Origin of the sequence: Polynucleobacter sp. JS-Mosq-20-D10, assembly GCF_018687755.1 — a bacterium.
Classification (GTDB): domain Bacteria; phylum Pseudomonadota; class Gammaproteobacteria; order Burkholderiales; family Burkholderiaceae; genus Polynucleobacter.
Map to the genome: position 1 here is coordinate 162,645 of NZ_CP061305.1, position 17,309 is coordinate 179,953.

Here is a 17,309-nt window from a genome sequence, read left to right on the forward strand (position 1 = left end):
TGAAAATGTATTCATGGGGCGAACGTGTGAAGCGTGATCTCGCTCACTTGGATATCAAATCATTAGGTCGAGTAGGCGTTTTGCTGGGTGGTCGCTCTGGTGAGCGAGAGATTTCATTGATGTCAGGTAATGGCGTATTAGAAGCGCTGCTCTCGAAAGGGGTGGATGCGCACCCATTCGACCCAGGATTACGTTGCCCAACTGAGTTGGCCCAAGAAAAATTTGACCGTGTATTTATTTCCTTGCATGGACGCTACGGCGAAGATGGCACTATTCAAGGATTGCTGGAGCTCTTAGGTATACCTTATACCGGTAGTGGTGTACTGGCATCCGCATTAGCGATCGACAAAATTGCAACCAAGCTTGTCTGGCTTAGTAGCGGTCTTTCAACTCCAGAATTTGAGGAGCTTAAAGCCGATAGCGATTGGAATGCAGTAGTGAAGCATTTAGGCTTGCCATTAATTGTGAAGCCTGCACATGAAGGCTCATCACTTGGTTTAACTAAAGTGAAGTCGGTTGAAGAATTGCCTGCTGCCTATAAGTTAGCTGCCAGAATGGATAAAAAGGTGATTGCAGAGACTTGTATTGTCGGTGACGAGTTGACTTGTCCGCTGGTTGGATTTGGAGAAAATGCTGAAGCCTTGCCTGTAATCAAAATCATTCCACCAGAAGCTAATTACGATTTTCACAATAAGTATTTTTCTGATGAGACCAAATACCTATGCCCAACTGGACTTGCGCCAGAAGTAAATAAAGCAGTTCAAGAATTAGCGTTAGCTGCTTATCGTGCGCTTGGTTGTAAAACTTGGGGTCGAGCTGATGTAATGCTCGATCAAAAAACTGGCAAACCTTATCTCCTGGAGATGAATACCTCTCCAGGCATGACCTCACATTCGTTGGTGCCCATGGCAGCAAAAGCAGCTGGTATTGAGTATGCCGAATTAGTTCTCTGGGTCATTAGCCAAACTATCAATAGTAAAGGCGCTGCGTAATTATGAGTCGCATCAGTGCTTTCTTAAATGGTTTCAGTGAGGTAGTTGCTTCACTAGCTTCTCCACTTTGGAATTATCCAGAGCGGATGCAAAAGCTGAGCCGTTTCTTGATGCGCTGTTTTGCAGTCATGGTTTTCTTTGGAGTTTTGGTGTGGTTGAGTCAGCGTCCGGTATTTGCATTACGCCAAGTGGTAATAGAGCCTGTGGCCGGCCAATCGCTTAAACATATTAATAAACCTGTAGTTAAACAGCAGGTTTTAGAGACGGTCCAAGGTAATTTCTTTAGCGTGAGATTAGAGGATGTCAAACGTGGCTTTGAGTCGATGCCTTGGGTGCGTCATGCAAACGTTCGCAGAGTTTGGCCTAACGGATTGATTGTGAGTATTGAAGAGCAAAAGCCCTTTGGTACTTGGGGTGGTGCTGATAGTCACACCTTAATGAATACCCATGGCGAGCTCTTTGCTGGGCGCGTTTCTGATGTGGGAGATGGTATTACTTTAATTGATTTCTCTGGGCCAGAAGATGCCAGTAAAGAAGTGATGCGCTTGTACGAGAGAGCAAACTTTTGGTTTAAGCCTTGGAGTGCAGAAGTAAAAAGCTTAACCCTCTCTGATCGTTACGCATGGCACGTAAAACTATCTAATGGTATGAAAGTGGAATTCGGTAGGGATGAAGAGAATTCAGACAAAACATTAACTGAAGATCGTGTGGCACGTCTCTTTAAATATTGGCCGCAGGTACAAGAGAAGTGGGCTAACCGGATAGATGCAATCGATCTGCGATATGCAAATGGTTTTGCAGTGCATCTTGCTTCGGCAAGCTTGAAAAAAAATGAAGCAGATAGCAAAAAAAGCGAGCAGAAGCAATGAGGAATGAGAATGAGTAAAGACAACCGCGATTTATTGGTCGGATTAGATATTGGAACATCCAAGGTGGTTGCTTTGGTTGCTGAGTTAGCAGCTGACGGCCAATTTAATGTTGTTGGCGTTGGTCAAACTGCGTCCAAAGGTTTGAAGAAGGGTGTAGTTGTCAATATTGAAGCTACAGTTCAGTCTATTCAGAAAGCGCTTGAAGAAGCCGAAGTCATGGCTGACCGCCAGATCGTGCAGGCCTTTACCGGTATTGCTGGAAATCACATTGTGAGTTTTAACTCCAGCGGTATGGTGGCAATACGGGATAAAGAAGTTAGCGCTGGCGATGTTGAGCGTGTTTTAGAAACTGCTAAAGCAATCAATATTCCAACGGATCAGCAAATTCTCCATATTCTTGTTCAGGAATTCATTATTGATGGACAGGAAGATGTGCGTGAGCCTATTGGTATGAGCGGCTTGCGCCTCGAAGTGAAAGTACACATTGTTACTGGTGCTGTTAGTGCCGCACAAAATATTGTGAAGTGTGTACGTCGTTGTGGCTTAGAAGTAAATGATCTTATCTTGCAGCCGCTCGCATCTAGTTTGGCTGTATTAACTGAAGATGAAAAAGAGTTGGGCGTTGTCTTAGTAGATATTGGCGGCGGTACAACTGATATTGCGATTTACTGCCAAGGTTCCATTCGACATACTGCCGTAATTCCAATTGCGGGCGATCAAATAACTAATGACATTGCCATGGCATTACGTACCCCGACTATTGATGCAGAAGATCTCAAGATTCAATATGGTATTGCTCGCCAAGATATGGCAGATCCAGCCACCATGATTGATGTCCCAGGTGTTGGTGATCGAGAACCACGACCGATGTCAAAACAAGCTTTAGCTGCCGTGATCGAACCACGTGTTGAGGAGTTGTTCACTTTGGTACGGGGTGTAATTCGTGATTCTGGTTACGAAGATATGGTGTCTTCAGGAATCGTCCTGACTGGTGGGACCTCTTTAATGCCGGGGATGGTTGAGCTTGCTGAGCAAGTCTTCTTACGTCCAGCGCGTATTGGTACCCCCGAGTACCGTGGTCATCTACATGAGGTTTTACGAAGCCCCCGTTTTGCTACCAGTATCGGTTTATTGATGGAAGGCCAGGCGCAGTTGTTGCGTGGTCGTCGAGTATCGCAATCAGGCGCGTTACAAAGTGTGATTTCGCGCATGAAGGAATGGTTCGCAGGAAATTTTTAAGTTTTTCGTCGTCGTCAATGTAGTACTTATTACCTAGGAGGGTATATGGAATTTGAAATGTTAGATCAAGAAACAGCTGGAAAAACCATTATTAAAGTGGTTGGAGTTGGTGGAGCAGGTGGTAATGCAGTTCAGCACATGATTCGTCGTGGTGTTAATGGCGTAGAGTTTATTTGCATGAACACCGATGCTGGCGCTTTACAGCGTTCTGAGGCATCTGTGAATTTGCAACTAGGTTCTAGCGGACTCGGTGCTGGCGCAAAACCTGAAATCGGAGCAGCTTCCGCTGAAGAAGCGCGTGCACGTATTGCAGATACGTTGCAAGGTGCGCACATGGTGTTCATCACTGCTGGTATGGGTGGTGGCACAGGTACTGGTGCAGCGCCAATTGTCGCTCAAGTTGCTAAAGAGATGGGTATTTTGACTGTCGGTGTGATTAGCAAACCATTTGATTTTGAGGGCGTTAAGCGTCTCAAGGTTGCGGAGAATGGAGCTACCGAACTCGAAGCGTATGTTGATTCATTAATTGTAGTTCTCAATGAAAAGCTCTTTGAAGTCATGGGTGAAGATGCAGAGTTTGATAAGGCATTTGCATGCGCTGATGATGTATTGCATAACGCTGTTTCAGGTATTGCAGAAATCATTAACGTGCAAGGTTTGATCAACGTCGACTTTGAGGATGTGAAAACAGTGATGGGCGAACAAGGCAAGGCAATGATGGGAACTGCAACAGTTTCCGGCATGGACCGCGCACGCTTAGCTGCTGAAGCTGCAGTTGCTTCACCACTTCTCGAGGGCGTCGATTTGTCTGGTGCACGTGGTGTATTGGTCAATATCACTGCTAGCCGTTCATTGAAATTGTCAGAAACTCGCGAAGTAATGGCGGCAATTCGTGGCTATGCTGCAGATGATGCTACTGTGATTTTCGGTACTGTGTATGACGAGAGCTTAGGGGATGCATTGCGTGTCACTGTTGTTGCTACTGGTTTGAATAATCCACAAGCACGCCAACATCATCAACCAGAAGTGGTTTGGAGACAAGCTACTGGTACGCATGATGCGATGCCAACAATGGCTGACTTAAATAGCTTTGCTCCAGCAAGCGCTTCAGCAGCAATCAGTAGGGTTAATTTAGATTCAGCTCTGAGCGCTAGCGCCGGTTTGGCAATGACAGGCACGGGGAGTGCACCCTTGACAGCTACTCAACCCACCTCCAGTGGAGTTGATTACAGTCAATATGATTTGCCACGTGTATTCCGTAGTTCTCGTGAAGCTACACCTGCCCCTGCATTGGGTGCTGATAGCTCTCCACAGGCAAAAAACATGCTGGATAAAGGGGCTGATTACTACGAAATCCCAGCTTTTTTACGTAAGCAAGCAGATTAAACCACTGCTCAATACAATAGATCATGCAGAATGCCAGCGCGGCGCCCCTCCGGACGACGAATCCCGCGCTAGCGTTGGCATATTCATGACAACTATTTGATTGGAGACTTTATGATTGCAGTCGGACAAAAATTACCAAACGCTACTCTTTATGAGTTTTTGGATGAAGCGAGTGAAGGTTGCGCTATCGGACCAAACGCATTTGAAGTTGAAAAACTCACTGCCGGTAAAAAGATAGTGATCTTTGCATTACCTGGAGCATTCACGCCAACTTGTTCAGCAAAGCACGTGCCTAGCTATGTTGAGCACTTTGATGCAATCAAAGCAAAAGGCGTTGATGAAATTTGGTGTGTTTCTGTAAACGATCCATTTGTTATGGGTGCCTGGGGCCGAGATCAAAAGGTTGGCAAAAAGATTCGCATGCTGGGTGATGGTAGTGCGGAATTTACAAAGAAACTTGGCCTGGAGTTAGATTTGACCGCTCGTGGTTTGGGTGTTCGTTCGGATCGCTATGCCATGATTGTTGAAGATGGTGTTGTGACAACCTTGGATCGCGAAGCGCCTGGCAAATTTGAAGTAAGCGATGCCGCTTCTGTCTTAAAAAAGCTTTAATAAATCATTCCTGAATTTAGATAAACCATGATGAAGCAACGCACAATCGCCGCCCCGATTAAAACCGTGGGGATTGGCTTGCACTCTGGGCGCAAGGTGACCTTATCTATTAAGCCTGCCCCGGTAAATTCAGGAATTGTATTTGTACGTGTAGATACCCCGGAGCAATCGGTTGTACCGGCCACTGCTCTGGCGGTTTGCGATACCCGCTTAGCCTCCGTGATACAAAAGGATGGCGTGCGTGTCTCCACTGTGGAGCATTTGCTTTCAGCTTGTGCGGGCCTAGGACTTGATAATTTATTAATTGAGCTTGATGGCGAAGAGGTGCCCATCATGGATGGCAGCGCAGCCTCATTTTTGTTTCTAATGGAATCAGCCGGTATAGCTGAGCAAGAAGCTTCCAGACACTTTGTGGTGATTAAAAAACCTGTAGAGGTGAAGGAAGGCGATAAGCTTGCACGCCTAGAGCCTTTCTTCGGTTTTAAGTTGGACTTCACCATTGACTTTAAACATCCGGCAGTAGATAAAACTGGTCAACGTTTTGTGGTGGACTTTGCTGAGCATGCTTATCGTAGTGAGATTGGTCGTGCCCGAACCTTTGGCTTTGCTCACGAGGTTGAGGCCTTGCGAGAAATGGGATTGGCGCGAGGCGGAAGCTTGGATAACGCGATCGTGCTCGATGAGCATCGTATTCTCAATAACGAAGAGTTACGTTACGAAGACGAGTTTGTGCGTCATAAAATCTTGGATGCCATTGGCGACCTATATTTAGTTGGGCATCCGATTGTGGGTTCCTATGTTGCTGAAAAATCAGGACATGCCTTAAATAACGCGCTCTTGCGTAAGCTTTTGGAAGATCCTAGCTCTTATGAAATTAGCAGTTTTACGGAAAATAAGGCTCCCGCAGCCTATTCCAAAGAGAGTCAACCCCTCTTTTTCTAGGTTTATTTAGGCTTGCTCTGAAGTAGGCGTTCAACCGCCTTATGTAGATCCGAATCAGGTGCTAATTTATTCAATAATGATTCCCAAGAAGCCCTTGCAACAGCATTGAAGCCTCTTGGTTTTTGCTTAGCCTGGAGTCCCTCGCGAGGCTTGATTTCCCAGTTGGGTGGCACTGGCTTAAGGCGTACCTTAATGCTAGCGCAGACAATTCCTTTTTTAGCTAACTCGTTGATTAAACTGGGTAAAACTTGCTGAAGACGGGTCGCAATACTCGCTCCGTTTACTAGTAAAAAGAGCTCATTTTGAGCTCCAGAACGCCACCCAGCCTCAATTTTGGGCGCTAAATTGTCTAAATCTAATTCGAATAGAGCCCCTTTCAGGGCAATTTTAAGTTTGGCCAGATCTTCGGTTTTGGCAAGAATTCCACCCAAGCCCTCCGACTCGCGCAAATACTCCAACCAGTCATGGGCGGCTTTCGTACGAATAGGTTTAGGGGCAAAGTTCATATAAAAAGAGGGTGCGGGTGATAAACTCAAGTTCTTAATTTACTTCAATATCCCATGGTAATCGGTCTTCTTAAAACCCTGGTCGGCAGTCGTAACGACCGCCTCTTAAAACAGTATCGCAAAGTAGTTGCTAAAGTTAGCGCTTTCGAGCCTAGCCTGCAAGCTTTGGATGATGCCGCACTGCAAGCAAAAACTGCTGAGTTCAAGTCACGTTTAGCCGCAGGTGAGTCATTGGATGATATTGCTCCAGAAGCTTTCGCTGTAGTTCGTGAAGCAAGTACACGAGTGATGAAGATGCGCCATTTTGATGCGCAGATGATGGGTGGCCTTGCACTACATCAAGGCAAGATTGCTGAAATGGGAACTGGTGAAGGTAAGACCTTAACTGCTACGCTCCCTGTCTATTTAAATGCCCTCACAGGTAAGGGTGTTCACGTCATTACAGTAAACGATTACTTGGCTCAGCGCGATGCCGAGTGGATGTCAACGCTCTATAACTTCCTGGGAATGAAGGTTGGTGTGAATCTATCTCAAATGGATCACACCACTAAGCAAGAGGCTTACGCAGCTGATATTACCTACGGAACCAATAACGAATTTGGTTTTGATTACCTTCGTGACAACATGGTGCAAGACTTGGGTCAGCGTGTTCAGCGTGGCCTAGCCTATGCAATTGTTGACGAGGTTGACTCTATTTTGATTGATGAGGCGCGCACCCCATTGATCATTTCGGGTCAGGCTGAAGACCATACTGATTTGTATATTAAGATCAATGCATTGCCGGCTTATCTGGAGCGCCAAATCGGTGAAGAGAAAGCAGATGGCACTGGTGTTGAAAAGCCAGGCGACTACTGGGTTGATGAAAAGTCCCATCAAGTTTATTTAACAGAGCGCGGCCATGACAAGGCTGAGACAGTCTTAGTTGAGATTGGCGCCTTGAATGATGGCGACTCCTTGTACGCCCCACAAAATATTACTTTGATGCACCACGTTTACGCAGCACTGCGTGCGCATACTCTTTACAACCGCGATCAGCAATATGTCGTTCAAAATAATGAAGTCATCATTGTTGATGAGTTCACGGGACGCTTAATGCAGGGTCGTCGTTGGTCTGATGGTTTGCATCAAGCTGTAGAAGCAAAAGAAGGTGTGCAGATTCAGAATGAGAATCAGACCCTAGCCACGATCACTTTCCAGAACTACTTCAGGATGTATGGCAAGTTGGCCGGTATGACTGGTACTGCCGATACTGAAGCTTATGAGTTCAAGGAAATCTATAGTCTTGAGACTGTAGTCATTCCTCCAAATCGTATTAGCCAAAGAAAAGATCGCCAAGATCAGATCTATAAGACATCACGCGAGCGTTACGATGCAGTGATTAAGGATATTGAGGATTGTTACAAGCGTGGGCAGCCTGTCTTGGTGGGTACAACTTCGATTGAGAACTCAGAACTCATTGCAGGTTTGTTAGGGCAGCGTCAACTATCCCATCAGGTCTTGAATGCGAAACAGCATGCTCGCGAAGCCGAGATCATCGCTCAAGCTGGTAGACCTAAGATGATCACCATTGCTACCAATATGGCGGGCCGTGGAACAGATATCGTTTTGGGCGGCAATGTTGGTAAGCAATCTTCCTTAATTGAGGCCGATGCTGCTCTTTCAGATGCAGAAAAAGCGGCCAAGATTAAGACCTTGCAGGATGAGTGGCAAAGCTTGCATGATCAAGTGTTAGTTGCTGGTGGTTTGCATATTATTGGTACAGAGCGCCACGAGAGTCGTCGTATCGATAATCAGCTTCGTGGTCGTGCTGGTCGTCAGGGTGACCCAGGCTCTTCCCGCTTCTATCTTTCTTTAGATGATTCGCTTTTACGTATTTTTGCTGGTGATCGTCTGCGCGCAGTCATGGATCGTCTCAAGATGCCGGATGGCGAGCCGATTGAAGCGGGTATGGTGACTCGCTCTATTGAGTCTGCTCAGCGCAAGGTTGAAGGTCGCAACTTTGATATTCGTAAGCAATTATTGGAATACGACGACGTTGCTAATGATCAGCGTAAAGAAACTTATCGACTCAGAAATGAGGTATTGGAAAGTAGCGATGTTGGAGATCTGATTGCTAACTTGCGCGAAGATGTATTGCGTGGCATTTGCGCTCTATATATTCCTTTGGAGTCTATGGAGGAGCAATGGGACTTACTTGGCCTAGAGAATGTATTAGCTAGCGACTGGGGTTTAACGGTCGATCTGAAAAATTGGGTTGAAAATGCTGCTTCTATGGACGATGAGCAAATTGTTAATCGTGTACTAGCAGTCGCAAAAGAAATTTATGATGCAAAAGTAGAACTTTCCGGACGCACATCTTTCGCTGGGTTTGAGCGCTCAGTTTTGCTCTACAGTTTAGATACCCATTGGCGTGAACACTTAGCTGCCTTAGATCATTTGCGCCAAGGCATCCATTTACGTGGCTATGCTCAAAAGGATCCAAAGCAGGAGTACCGCCGCGAAGCATTTGAGCTGTATGGTGAGCTACTCAATGTCATCAAGAATGATGTTGTGAAAAGCATCATGACGGTGCAGATTCGTAGTGCCAGTGAGTTAGATCAGGCCTCCGAGTCAATCAATGAGGATTTAGCCAAACTCTCAGATGTGCAATATCAACATGCCGATGCAGATCTTGAAGTAGCTGGGTCGACTGGCGATCGTGGCGCAGCCATCGAAATTGCTCCAGCCCCATTACGTTCTGGTCCTAAGGTGGGTCGCAATGATCCTTGTACCTGCGGAAGTGGTAAGAAGTACAAGAACTGCTGCGGCGCGTTAAGTTAAGCCGAATAGAATTTAAAAGGAGCTGCCAGACCTGGCAGCTCTGCAATGTCTCCTCTACAATTGTCAGATCATGACAGTCAACCTACCGCTCCCCCAAAAAGACCAACTAAAGCCTGTTAAAGGTTTTCAGCTGGGTATCGCCGAAGCGGGTATCAAAAAAGCCAATCGCAAGGACTTATTGGTGATGACCTTGGTCCCCGGCTCACAAGTTGCCGGTGTTTTTACCTTAAATCGTTTCTGCGCTGCGCCGGTTCAGGTTTGCCGAGAGCATTTGGCTTTGGATGGTGCTAAAGGCGAGATTCGGGCGCTGGTGGTGAATACGGGTAATGCCAATGCAGGAACGGGTGAACGGGGTATGAAAGATGCCTTGGGAACTTGTGCCGAGTTAGCAAAAGAGCTTAAGCTCAACCCAGAACAAATTCTGCCATTTTCAACTGGCGTGATTTTAGAACCACTTCCAATTGATAAATTGATTTCTGCCTTACCGAAAGCAGTTACCAATCTAGACGAAGACCATTGGTTTGATGCAGCAGAAGCCATCATGACAACAGATACGCAGCCTAAGGCGACGTCGATGATGGTGCAAACTCCAGCTGGCCCCGTGACAATTACTGGTATCTGCAAGGGTGCAGGAATGATTCACCCGAATATGGCAACTATGTTGGGATTCATCGCAACTGATGTTGGTTTTGCACCAGGCCTACTTGCTGCATTGACTCAAGAGGTTGCTGATCAATCATTTAACGCAATTACGATTGATGGCGATACCTCGACCAATGACTCATTCATCATCATGGCAACTGGTCAATCAGCCGTGCAGATTAAATCAAAGGATGATGTTGGTTATGGTTTAGTTCGGACTGCATTAATTGATCTTGCACGTAAGCTTGCTCAAATGATTGTGAGAGATGGTGAGGGCGCAACAAAATTTATTACGATTAATGTTCAAGGCGGCAAGACTGTAGAGGAGTGTCGCTTAGTAGCGGAGGCAATCGCCCACTCACCTTTAGTAAAGACAGCCTTCTTTGCGAGCGATCCTAACTTAGGTCGTATCCTTGCTGCGATTGGCTATGCTGGAATTACTGATCTTAACGTGAACCAAGTGCAAATGTGGCTTGGAGATGTGTGGGTTGCCAAGAATGGTGGCCGCAATCCTGATTACCAAGAGGTTGACGGTCAAAGGGTAATGCAGGCTCCAGAAATTACTATAAAGATTGATCTAGGTCGCGGATCAGCGCAGCAGACAATGTGGACTTGTGATCTATCGCATGACTACGTTTCTATAAATGCTGATTACCGCTCATAGGAACTCGTTATATGAATGAAAAATTAGAGCAACTTTTAAGTCATCTTGAAACGTTTTTACCTAAAACATTGACCGAAGAGCAGTGGAAATCTTCAACTGCTTTTAGATGGCGTCGTCGCGATAGTATCTTTGGGAGCATCGGTTTTTTGCAGGCGGTGAAGCATGTCGCTGATATCTCCTTTGAAGATCTAAAAAATATCGATCGTCAACGTGATGCGATTCGTGACAATACGAAAAATTTTATTCAGAAGAAGCCTGCTAACAATATTCTATTAACGGGCGCACGTGGTACAGGAAAGTCATCGCTTATTAAAGCCAGCTTACATGAGTTTGCTAGCCAAGGCTTGCGCTTAGTTGAAGTTGAAAAAGAGCATTTAGCAGACTTAGCTGACATTACGGATTTATTAGCCGATCGTCCAGAGCGCTTTATTATTTTTTGTGATGACCTTTCATTTGAGGATGGTGAATCTGGTTATAAGGCGATGAAGTCTGCTTTGGATGGATCTGTGTCAGCTCAAGTGGACAATATCTTAATTTATGCCACTTCTAACCGACGTCATCTCTTGCCTGAATATATGAAGGACAACGAGGGTTATGTTCATGGCGATGATGGAGAAATTCATCCGGGTGAAGTCGTGGAAGAAAAAATTTCTCTATCAGAGCGTTTCGGTTTATGGCTCTCTTTCTATCCACCAAAACAAGATGAGTATCTAGAAATTGTGGCCCATTGGTTACGCCATTTTGGTTTAAGTGATGCGCAGATTGAGAGTGCTAGAGCTGATGCATTGGTTTGGGCCTTAGAGCGTGGTTCGCGGTCTGGTCGTGTAGCTTGGCAGTTTGCTAAGCACTGGGCTGGTTCACATACCGCTTAATCATTGACGATTCATGAGTGACGCTAATCGCCGTGTGACGGAAGTTGCTGCTGGAATTCTGTTGGATGCGGATGGTCGCTATCTTTTAGGTCAGCGTCCAGAGGGCAAACCTTATGCTGGCTACTGGGAAGTGCCGGGTGGAAAAATTGAAGCTGGTGAATCTGTTTTCGCAGCCCTGAAACGTGAATTGCAAGAAGAGCTTGGAATCGATATTGAGTCTAGCGAAGAGTTGGTTATCTTAGAGCATGACTATCCACATGCTTATGTACGCTTGCATGTCAGTATCATTCGAAAATGGTCTGGTGTACCTACAGGTTGTGAGGGTCAGGTGCTCTCTTGGCAGCTGCTTGGAGATGCGCTTCCGACGGTAGAGCCCTTATTACCGGCTGCATGGCCCATGCTAGAGAAGCTCAAACAGCTAAAGATTTAGAGCTGGCAGAGGGTGATTCTAAAAGGCACATCCTCATTTATAGTCTGCGGTTTTTTATCTTGATCAATCTTCAGAAAGCGAATTGAGAGCAGATATTTATTGGCGCTGATCTCTGAGAAGAGGGTGTCATCCTCAACGGCAATGCGCATCAATTGGTATACCTTGCCTGATGGTGCTTGTTGGTAAGCACCATGATGTGCTAGTACGTCTTTAGCTTCGCCAGATTGGCGCAGTAATCTTAAGAAAATTTGACAAGCTTCATGCCATGGCAAAAGCGGTGCAACGTATTTTTCTAACAACTCTCTACGCTGAGTCGAAGAAGTATTTTTCCAAGCATGGTAGCTAGGTAAATCAATCGGACTTGTTCCACCAGGAATAATTAGCCGAGTCCGAATAGCATTAAGCCACTCACTCTCGGTAATTGCAGCATTAGGCTTACCCACAGACTGATTAATATTTTGCGCAGCTTTGTCAATTTCAGACAGTGTTTGTGTAAGCGCTTCTTGATCTACCTTTTGGGAGGACTTTAAGCCATTTAAGGCATATCTTTGGCGCTCAAATTCTTTAAGTAACAGGGACTTAATATCGCCTCTAGAACCAATATCACCCAGGTCAAACAACATTGCAATCGCATTGTGGTGAAGTTCAGGGTCATCTGATCGGAGGAAGTGATTAAAGCGGGCGAACAAATACTCAAGACGAAGCATGCTTCGAACTAATTCATTGAAAGGGTATTCGTAGACAATCACAAGCCTATATTCTATGACGAACTTAAAGGTTCTTCTAAAATTTTGAGCAATTGATGGTGCAGTTTTAAAACCGCTGGTTTGAGCTCATCTAAGCTACCTTGATTTTCAATTACAGCATTGGCTGCTGTTAGGCGAACATTTCGGCTAGTTTGCGCTTTGAGAATATTTTCCACATCTGAGCGTGTCATATTGTTGCGGTGCATCACTCGTTGGATTTGGGTTTCTTCTGGGCAATCTACCACCACTAGATAGTCAATTAGCTTGATCCAAAATCCAGATTCAATTAGCAGGGGAACCACAAAAACAAGGTAGGGCACTCCAGACTTGGCCATTTCATGGGCTTGCTTGGCAGTTTCCTCTTGAATCAAGGGGTGGGTGATTTGCTCTAAAACCTGACGAGCACTGGGATCTTCAAAGACTAGAGTCCGCATTTTAGGTCGATTAAGAGCGCCTTGGGGATCAATAAAGTCAGCCCCGAAGGCCTTGGTAATCAGTGGAATAGCTTTTCCGCCAGGGGCAGTGATTTGATGTGAGATCTTATCTGTATCAATCGTGCCAGCCCCGTACCCGCCCAGCAGGTCACTAACTGCAGTTTTTCCAGACCCAATGCCACCGGTTAAGCCAATGAGAGGAATTTTCCCTTTCAAGGCTTTTAGATCAGATTGGGCAGAATCAAAGTTTGAATGAGTTGAGGCCATAACAACTCAATGATGCCAGCAATAGCTAAAAAGGGGCCAAAAGGAAATGCTTTCTGTAAATGATGTCCATGCAATTTGAGCAAAATGATGCCACCCAGCATTCCCGTAACGGAAGCCATCAAGAGAATGCTGGGTAGGGCGCTCCAGCCTAACCAGGAACCCAGTGCCGCCAGGAGCTTGGCATCACCCATGCCAATACCATCGCGGTTTTTCAGGAGGCGATAGCCAGTATTTAATGCCCATAGCAAACCGTACCCTAGAAATGCTCCAATGAATGCAGAGCTTGGGGTAGCAAAGCGCAAGTCTGAGAATACGTTAAAAGCAATACCTAGAATGATCAAGGGGAAGGTGATTGCATTCGGCAAACGGAAAGTGTGCCAATCGATATGAGCTAAGTACAGTAAAGCCAGTATCAGTAGAGATTGAATTATCCAGATGATTATTTTGGGATCCACTAAACGATTTTTCCTAAACTAAATATGGGTAGATATAGGATTATGACTAAGGTACCAATAATGGCACCAACAAAGAGAATTAATGCGGGTTCTAAACTTTGACTGAGTGTATTGAGTCGGCAACTCAGCTGGGATGCTAGAGTTGTAGCGCGCTTATTTAACATCTCAGCCAATGCGCCACTTTCAGCGCCAAAGTGAAGTAGCAGTAATGTTTCTACATCAAGAATTCTTGACTTAGGATCGGCTCGTTTGAGTGATTCTCCCAAGGGCCAGCCACGAGTGAGGTGTTTAAATATCTCAGCACTGAAGTCATGACTCACCCAGTGATTGGAGGACTGTGCGGTAACCCTGAGCGCATCTGGGAGTGGTAAGCCAGTTTCCAAGAGATGCCCTAAAGTTCGACACCAATGGCTAAGTGTCGCTAGCCTAAACAAGCTGCCAAAAAATGGAATGCGCAGTAAGAGGGCATCACAATTTTTTTGGAGTGAGCTTGATTTGAGCCAGATATACACAAAGCCTGTGGCCATGAAGAGAATGCTCAGCAATATTTCCATAAAGTAATTTTGAATGCCTGTAGAAATGAAGATGAGGATTCTGGTTGGCGCTGGTAGCTCAGCCTGAAAGTGCCCAAAAACCTCTTTAAATACCGGCACAACCCAAATCATCATGACTAGGACAAGCAGAAAAGATGTTACTAAGGTAATGATGGGATATGTTAGTGACTGCTGTATTTTTCTTCGCAACTCAATCTGGGCTTCCAGTTGTTGTGAAATTGTGTGTAGCGCCAAGCCCAGATCACCTGTTCTCTCGCTGACCCTGATGAGGTTAGAAAACTCTGGGGAAAATTTTCCATCCTGTGCACTCAGGCAAAAAGATAAGCTATTACCCTTTTGAAGTAGTGCACGAATATCTTCCAGCCAAGCTTGCCAGGGTTTTGGTGCAGACTGAATTAATAGCTGGATGGCATTGAGCAAGGGAAGTCCAGCCTGAAGAAGGACAAGCATCTGTTGCGCAAAATGTAGTTGCTCAGACTTACTGAGTTTTTTCTTGAAAAGCATTCGGACTAATGCCAAGTGCCAAGCTCGGCATCTAGGGATATCTGATCTATTAAGCCGGACTTTAGTAATTGAGTTCCTGCTGAGTGGATATCTAGCGCTTGAGCTGATTCAAATAACTGTTTGCTTCCCAAAACCTCATGGACACCAATACGCCCAAAATAGCCTGATCCCTTACAAAGCTTACAAGGAACCTTACTTGGAATGAGATTACATCGATTACAGCGTTTACGAATTAATCTTTGAGAGCTGACGCAACGAAGACAAGATTCAATAGATTCTTGATCTAAACCAAGGGTTTTGAGTCGGCTTAAAGCGCCAATAGCATTGCGTGTATGAAGGGTACTTAAAACCAAATGCCCTGTTTGTGCTGCTTGAATAGCAAGTTGCGCAGTTGCAGCATCTCTTACTTCACCAATCATGATGACATCCGGATCTTGGCGCAAAAGTGCACGAATAATGGTTGGAAAATCTAACCCTGCTTTTGGGTGATAAGCCACTTGATTTATTCCAGGCAGTCGGATTTCAATCGGATCTTCGACTGAGCAAATATTACGTTGCACTTGGTTCAATGAGGTCAAACAACTGTACAAGGTTCGCGTCTTACCACTTCCGGTAGGCCCCGTTACTAAAATCAATCCATTGGATTGACTAATGGCCTCTTGAACTATTCCCAGTTGCTCCGGTAGTAAGCCAATTTGATCTAACGCTAAATCTTCTAAGCAGCTAGGTAAAATACGTACTACTGCTTTTTCACCATGCAAGGTGGGAAGAATGGATACTCGGCAATCAATATTGGGGTGGCTAAAGTTATAGCCAATCAGAAGTCGCCCATCTTGAGGCAGACGTTTTTCTGCAATGTCAAGACGCGCCAATATTTTGATGCGCGTTATTAGTCGCTCATGAAAATCAATAGGGTATTGGTTTTGTAGGGTGAGAAGACCATCTATTCTCGTGCGTACTACTGTTTCTTGAGATCTCGCCTCAATATGAATATCCGTAGCCCGATTATTTAATGCATCAACAGCGATGTCATGCCAGGTCCGAATAATGTGAGAGTCATGCAGTAAGTCGCTCAATCTTGATTCGGTTGAGTGAGGGGTTGGTGCAGCTTCACTGTTTTCACGCCATGCTCATCAAACTGCACGATCTCCATTACTACACCAGCAATTCGAATACTGACATCGTAATCAGGAATCGCTTCGAGCTTTTCTAGGATGAGGCCATTTAAGGTGCGGGGACCATCGAGTGGAAGCTCTAACTTTAGTAGACGATTTAAATCTCGCAAAGAGGCGGTACCGCTAGCAAGGTAAGTTCCATTAGCCAGCCAATGAGGGTCATTAGAAAGATTGGAGAATGAGGTGGTGAACTCGCCGATCAGTTCTTCAACGATATCTTCAAAAGTAACTAGACCTAGGACTTCACCATATTCATTCACTACTAAGCTTAAGCGTTGTTGATTATCTTGGAAAAATTGCATCTGCTGCAGAACAGGCGTCCCGCTGGGAATAAAGTAGGGCTCATTAAGTAAGGATCTGAAGTCTTCATGATGAAGCTCTACATTACCTAGTAATGAGAGTGCTTTTTTTACAGATAGAATTCCAACGATACGCTCAGAGTCACCATCGCATACTGGAAGTTTGTTGTGATAGCAGGTTTCTAATTGTTCGACCACCTCGTTAATAGGGCGAGAGAGATCCAGAACTTCGATTTTTGTGCGTGGCGTCATCACATCATCAACCAAAATATTTTCAAGATTGAAAAGATTTAACAAGATATTGCGATGATGTGCAGAAACAAAGCGATTAGATTCCAGAACTAAGCTACGTAATTCTTCTTTACTCATCACCCCGTTATCAGTTGATGCTTGTAATCCTGAGACCTTCATCAACCCCGATACAAAGCTATTGATGAACCAGAGTAGTGGCTTTAGTACAAAAGTGAGGGGGAGAATGAACCAGCCAACACTACTTGCAATTTTTTCTGGAAAAGCTGCGCCGATCACTTTCGGAGTGATCTCGCTAAAAATAATGATGAGTAGTGCAACAACCAATGTGGCAATGGATAGTACTAGGCCGCTATCACCAAAAATATGTAAAGCAATACCAGTAACTAAAATTGGTAGGATGGTATTGATGAGGTTATTGGATATCAGTAATACTGAAAGCAGTGAATCCATTCGCTTTAATAGTCGTTCGGCAAGTGCAGCTCCAGCATTACCACCATGAGCCATAGCCCGCAGACGATGACGATTGGATGAAAGCATGCTGGTCTCGGCCATAGAAAAGAAGCCAGACAGTGCGAGTAGAAATAGGACTAATGCGACTTGGCCAATAAACGGCCAATCATCAAAAAAAGTGTCCATCAGTTGTGCCTGC

At 45.3% G+C, this 17,309-nt stretch carries 17 protein-coding genes; 10 read left to right on the forward strand and 7 right to left on the reverse strand.

What is annotated here, in order from left to right; genetic code table 11:
• Positions 1 to 5: 5 nt before the first annotated feature.
• From FD967_RS00900 to lpxC, 6 genes are all read left to right on the forward strand, one after another.
• Positions 6 to 992: a D-alanine--D-alanine ligase gene (locus tag FD967_RS00900; RefSeq protein ID WP_215327111.1), complete on the forward strand. Its 987-nt coding sequence runs from the start codon at positions 6 to 8 to the stop codon at positions 990 to 992.
• 2 nt (positions 993 to 994) lie between these two features.
• Positions 995 to 1,861 carry a cell division protein FtsQ/DivIB gene (locus FD967_RS00905; RefSeq protein WP_251369054.1) on the forward strand — a complete coding sequence of 289 codons (867 nt, stop codon included), beginning with the start codon at positions 995 to 997 and terminating at the stop codon, positions 1,859 to 1,861.
• 9 nt (positions 1,862 to 1,870) lie between these two features.
• Positions 1,871 to 3,100, forward strand: a complete 1,230-nt coding sequence (gene ftsA, locus FD967_RS00910) for a cell division protein FtsA (protein WP_215326219.1) — start codon at positions 1,871 to 1,873, stop codon at positions 3,098 to 3,100.
• A 45-nt stretch (positions 3,101 to 3,145) separates the two neighbouring features.
• Entirely contained in the window at positions 3,146 to 4,486 is a 1,341-nt protein-coding gene (gene ftsZ, locus FD967_RS00915) for a cell division protein FtsZ (RefSeq protein WP_215326220.1), read from the forward strand.
• 111 nt (positions 4,487 to 4,597) lie between these two features.
• A complete protein-coding gene (locus tag FD967_RS00920; RefSeq protein WP_215326221.1) occupies positions 4,598 to 5,098 on the forward strand; it encodes a peroxiredoxin in 501 nt (166 codons plus the stop codon).
• Between the two features lie 27 nt (positions 5,099 to 5,125).
• A complete protein-coding gene (lpxC, locus tag FD967_RS00925; RefSeq protein WP_215326222.1) occupies positions 5,126 to 6,040 on the forward strand; it encodes a UDP-3-O-acyl-N-acetylglucosamine deacetylase in 915 nt (304 codons plus the stop codon).
• A gap of 2 nt (positions 6,041 to 6,042) precedes the next feature.
• Here the strand turns inward: lpxC and FD967_RS00930 are convergent, their stop codons facing one another.
• Positions 6,043 to 6,576, reverse strand: a complete 534-nt coding sequence (locus FD967_RS00930) for a hypothetical protein (RefSeq protein WP_251369055.1) — start codon at positions 6,574 to 6,576, stop codon at positions 6,043 to 6,045.
• 24 nt (positions 6,577 to 6,600) lie between these two features.
• Here FD967_RS00930 and secA point away from each other — a divergent pair, with 24 nt between their 5' ends.
• The 4 genes from secA to FD967_RS00950 all read left to right on the forward strand — a co-directional run bounded on the left by secA (position 6,601) and on the right by FD967_RS00950 (position 11,974).
• Entirely contained in the window at positions 6,601 to 9,366 is a 2,766-nt protein-coding gene (gene secA / locus FD967_RS00935; RefSeq protein ID WP_215326223.1) for a preprotein translocase subunit SecA, read from the forward strand.
• 70 nt (positions 9,367 to 9,436) lie between these two features.
• Positions 9,437 to 10,672: a bifunctional glutamate N-acetyltransferase/amino-acid acetyltransferase ArgJ gene (gene argJ, locus FD967_RS00940; protein WP_215326224.1), complete on the forward strand. Its 1,236-nt coding sequence runs from the start codon at positions 9,437 to 9,439 to the stop codon at positions 10,670 to 10,672.
• Positions 10,673 to 10,683: 11 nt separating this feature from the next.
• Positions 10,684 to 11,544, forward strand: a complete 861-nt coding sequence (locus FD967_RS00945) for an ATP-binding protein (RefSeq protein WP_215326225.1) — start codon at positions 10,684 to 10,686, stop codon at positions 11,542 to 11,544.
• 13 nt (positions 11,545 to 11,557) lie between these two features.
• Positions 11,558 to 11,974: an NUDIX domain-containing protein gene (locus tag FD967_RS00950; RefSeq protein ID WP_215326226.1), complete on the forward strand. Its 417-nt coding sequence runs from the start codon at positions 11,558 to 11,560 to the stop codon at positions 11,972 to 11,974.
• Here FD967_RS00950 and zapD read toward each other — a convergent pair.
• Genes zapD through FD967_RS00980 form a run of 6 tightly spaced genes read right to left on the reverse strand, consistent with a single transcriptional unit; the run spans position 11,971 to position 17,296 of the window.
• A complete protein-coding gene (gene zapD / locus FD967_RS00955; protein ID WP_215326227.1) occupies positions 11,971 to 12,723 on the reverse strand; it encodes a cell division protein ZapD in 753 nt (250 codons plus the stop codon). The genes FD967_RS00950 and zapD overlap by 4 nt on opposite strands.
• 11 nt (positions 12,724 to 12,734) lie before the next feature.
• Positions 12,735 to 13,421, reverse strand: a complete 687-nt coding sequence (coaE, locus tag FD967_RS00960; RefSeq protein WP_215326228.1) for a dephospho-CoA kinase — start codon at positions 13,419 to 13,421, stop codon at positions 12,735 to 12,737.
• Complete coding sequence (locus FD967_RS00965; RefSeq protein ID WP_215326229.1) at positions 13,376 to 13,876, reverse strand: A24 family peptidase; 501 nt, start codon at positions 13,874 to 13,876, stop codon at positions 13,376 to 13,378. The genes coaE and FD967_RS00965 overlap by 46 nt, the downstream gene beginning before the upstream one ends.
• Positions 13,876 to 14,934: a type II secretion system F family protein gene (locus FD967_RS00970; protein WP_215326230.1), complete on the reverse strand. Its 1,059-nt coding sequence runs from the start codon at positions 14,932 to 14,934 to the stop codon at positions 13,876 to 13,878. Before FD967_RS00970 ends, FD967_RS00965 begins: the two co-directional genes overlap by 1 nt.
• A gap of 5 nt (positions 14,935 to 14,939) precedes the next feature.
• Positions 14,940 to 16,010: a GspE/PulE family protein gene (locus FD967_RS00975; RefSeq protein WP_215326231.1), complete on the reverse strand. Its 1,071-nt coding sequence runs from the start codon at positions 16,008 to 16,010 to the stop codon at positions 14,940 to 14,942.
• Positions 16,007 to 17,296: an HlyC/CorC family transporter gene (locus tag FD967_RS00980; protein ID WP_215326232.1), complete on the reverse strand. Its 1,290-nt coding sequence runs from the start codon at positions 17,294 to 17,296 to the stop codon at positions 16,007 to 16,009. Before FD967_RS00980 ends, FD967_RS00975 begins: the two co-directional genes overlap by 4 nt.
• Positions 17,297 to 17,309 lie beyond the last annotated feature (13 nt).

Bases quoted from the DNA above. Each gene is read 5' to 3' on its own strand.
- FD967_RS00900 (WP_215327111.1), top strand. From the start codon at position 6: ATGTATTCATGGGGCGAACGTGTGAAGCGTGATCTCGCTCACTTGGAT.
- FD967_RS00905 (WP_251369054.1), top strand. From the start codon at position 995: ATGAGTCGCATCAGTGCTTTCTTAAATGGTTTCAGTGAGGTAGTTGCT.
- ftsA (WP_215326219.1), top strand. From the start codon at position 1,871: ATGAGTAAAGACAACCGCGATTTATTGGTCGGATTAGATATTGGAACA.
- ftsZ (WP_215326220.1), top strand. From the start codon at position 3,146: ATGGAATTTGAAATGTTAGATCAAGAAACAGCTGGAAAAACCATTATT.
- FD967_RS00920 (WP_215326221.1), top strand. From the start codon at position 4,598: ATGATTGCAGTCGGACAAAAATTACCAAACGCTACTCTTTATGAGTTT.
- lpxC (WP_215326222.1), top strand. From the start codon at position 5,126: ATGATGAAGCAACGCACAATCGCCGCCCCGATTAAAACCGTGGGGATT.
- secA (WP_215326223.1), top strand. From the start codon at position 6,601: ATGGTAATCGGTCTTCTTAAAACCCTGGTCGGCAGTCGTAACGACCGC.
- argJ (WP_215326224.1), top strand. From the start codon at position 9,437: ATGACAGTCAACCTACCGCTCCCCCAAAAAGACCAACTAAAGCCTGTT.
- FD967_RS00945 (WP_215326225.1), top strand. From the start codon at position 10,684: ATGAATGAAAAATTAGAGCAACTTTTAAGTCATCTTGAAACGTTTTTA.
- FD967_RS00950 (WP_215326226.1), top strand. From the start codon at position 11,558: ATGAGTGACGCTAATCGCCGTGTGACGGAAGTTGCTGCTGGAATTCTG.
- coaE (WP_215326228.1), bottom strand. From the start codon at position 13,421: ATGGCCTCAACTCATTCAAACTTTGATTCTGCCCAATCTGATCTAAAA.
- FD967_RS00970 (WP_215326230.1), bottom strand. From the start codon at position 14,934: ATGCTTTTCAAGAAAAAACTCAGTAAGTCTGAGCAACTACATTTTGCG.
- FD967_RS00980 (WP_215326232.1), bottom strand. From the start codon at position 17,296: ATGGACACTTTTTTTGATGATTGGCCGTTTATTGGCCAAGTCGCATTA.